This is a genomic window from Bifidobacterium myosotis (assembly GCF_002259745.1).
GTDB classification, from domain to species: domain Bacteria; phylum Actinomycetota; class Actinomycetes; order Actinomycetales; family Bifidobacteriaceae; genus Bifidobacterium; species Bifidobacterium myosotis.
Window position 1 is genome coordinate 1 of the sequence record NZ_MWWW01000043.1, and the last position, 1,695, is coordinate 1,695.

At 64.0% G+C, this 1,695-nt stretch carries 1 protein-coding gene; it reads right to left on the reverse strand.

Annotated elements, in window-relative coordinates:
* Window positions 1-80: 80 nt before the first annotated feature.
* Entirely contained in the window at window positions 81-1,337 is a 1,257-nt protein-coding gene (locus tag BMYO_RS11235; RefSeq protein WP_233428271.1) for an ISL3 family transposase, read from the reverse strand.
* Between the last annotated feature and the right edge of the window lie 358 nt (window positions 1,338-1,695).

Here is a 1,695-nt window from a genome sequence, read left to right on the forward strand (position 1 = left end):
CTGGAGCTTTCGAAGCACCGAGCTCACATGCGTCNCNANNGNTCTGTNTAGAANTGNGAGGCTTGTGCTGTTTTCGTGGGTTAGGTTGTGGGCTTTGGTAGTCGGATGTCGAGGCCGCCGCATCGGAGCATGATCAGGGCGATGAGGTTGTCCACGTGGTGGAAGCCGTAGGCCATGCGGATGGTGACCTTGATCCTGTTGTTGAACGCCTCGAGTCTGGCGTTGGAGTAGCCCAGCTCGATCGTGCGCAGGATGTCGGGCCGCCGTCTGCGGATCTTTTGGGAGAGTTCGACGATCTCGGGGATGCGGCTGTGGGACGCCCAGAACACCCAGTGTTTGAGTTCCGCGGTGGCCTGTCCGAGCGGGTGCTTGAGCAGGTTCCTCAGCAGTTCCTTGAGCTGCCATGCGCGGTAGAGCTGGCCCTTGGGATCCGTGTTCCTCAATGCGGCGAGGGATTCGTCCTGCCGGTCGGTGAGATGGTCGGGGTTCTTCAACACGGCGTATTTGACGCCGCGCATGCGCTTGACGCCCTCCTGGTCGCCGCCGCGCCTCGCATCGTTCCACAGGCGCTTCCTGACGTCGTCGAGCGCGCCGGTCATCCAGCTGACGATGTGGAAGCCGTCGAGCACGCGCTCCGCGTTCGGGCAGTGCTCCTTGACGCATGAGTCGATCCACTTCGCGCCGTCGCCGGTGACGACCCGGATGGATGCGCGCTGCTCGGGCGTGAGCTGCCTGAAGAACAGGTCGAACACGTCCCTGCCGTACCCGTCGTGCGCCCAGATCACGCGCCCGCGCTCGTGGTCGACGACGACGGTCAGATACGTGTGGCCCTTCCTGTAGCTGGTCTCGTCCACACCGATCGACGTGAGACCGTCGAACGGCGAGGGCGCCGACGCCCTGAGCCGGCCGGCGACCCTGCGGGCGATCTGGCCGGCGGTCCTCCACGCCACGTGCAGGAACCCGCTCACGGTCTTCTGGTTGGCGACGGTCATCAGCCACGCGCACTCCGCCTCGAAGTCCCGCGTGAACCGGCTTCCCGGCTCCGCCCACGGCACGGACGCGACCACCACGCCGCACTTCGGGCAGTCCACCCTGGGCATCATGGCGACCAGTTCGACCCGCCAGCATCCGAAATCCTGATGGCGCCATCGGCGCACGCCGCCGCCACGGTCATAGCCACGACGCTTCCGCCCGCACCTCGAGCACCTGAGCATGCCCGCACGCGGACGCACCCGCACCTCGAGCACGGGTTCGGGGCGCATGGGACCATCGACGATGCAGACGTTCTCGACGACCATGCCTTTGACGTTGAGGAGCTGTTTGAATATGCTGTTCATCAGGCGCTTTTCGGTTGTGTTTTTCTTGGTCGATGAACATCCTAACCAAAAAGCGCTCTTCTCTTACCGGTTCAACGCCTCACCGGCAAACAACCACCCACGAAAACAGCAATAGCGCCCTATTTGTACACGCCATGGACCAAGGGTCTGGGCTTCACGCAGGGCGAGGCTGCCCAGCTGATTGCCGCGACCGGTGCCATCAATTCGATGTTCGGCATTGTCGGCTCCTGGCTTGCCGACCGTGTGTTCGGCGCCCGCAAGGCGCTGGTCATCGGCAACATCGTCAAGGGTCTGTCCTGCGCGANTCNCGCCCTTCCGGCGTTCTCGCTGAGCCAGGGCCGTGTGTTCGCCATCGTCG

Excerpts from the sequence above, each read along its gene's own strand:
- BMYO_RS11235 (WP_233428271.1), bottom strand. The coding sequence starts at position 1,337 with ATGAACAGCATATTCAAACAGCTCCTCAACGTCAAAGGCATGGTCGTC.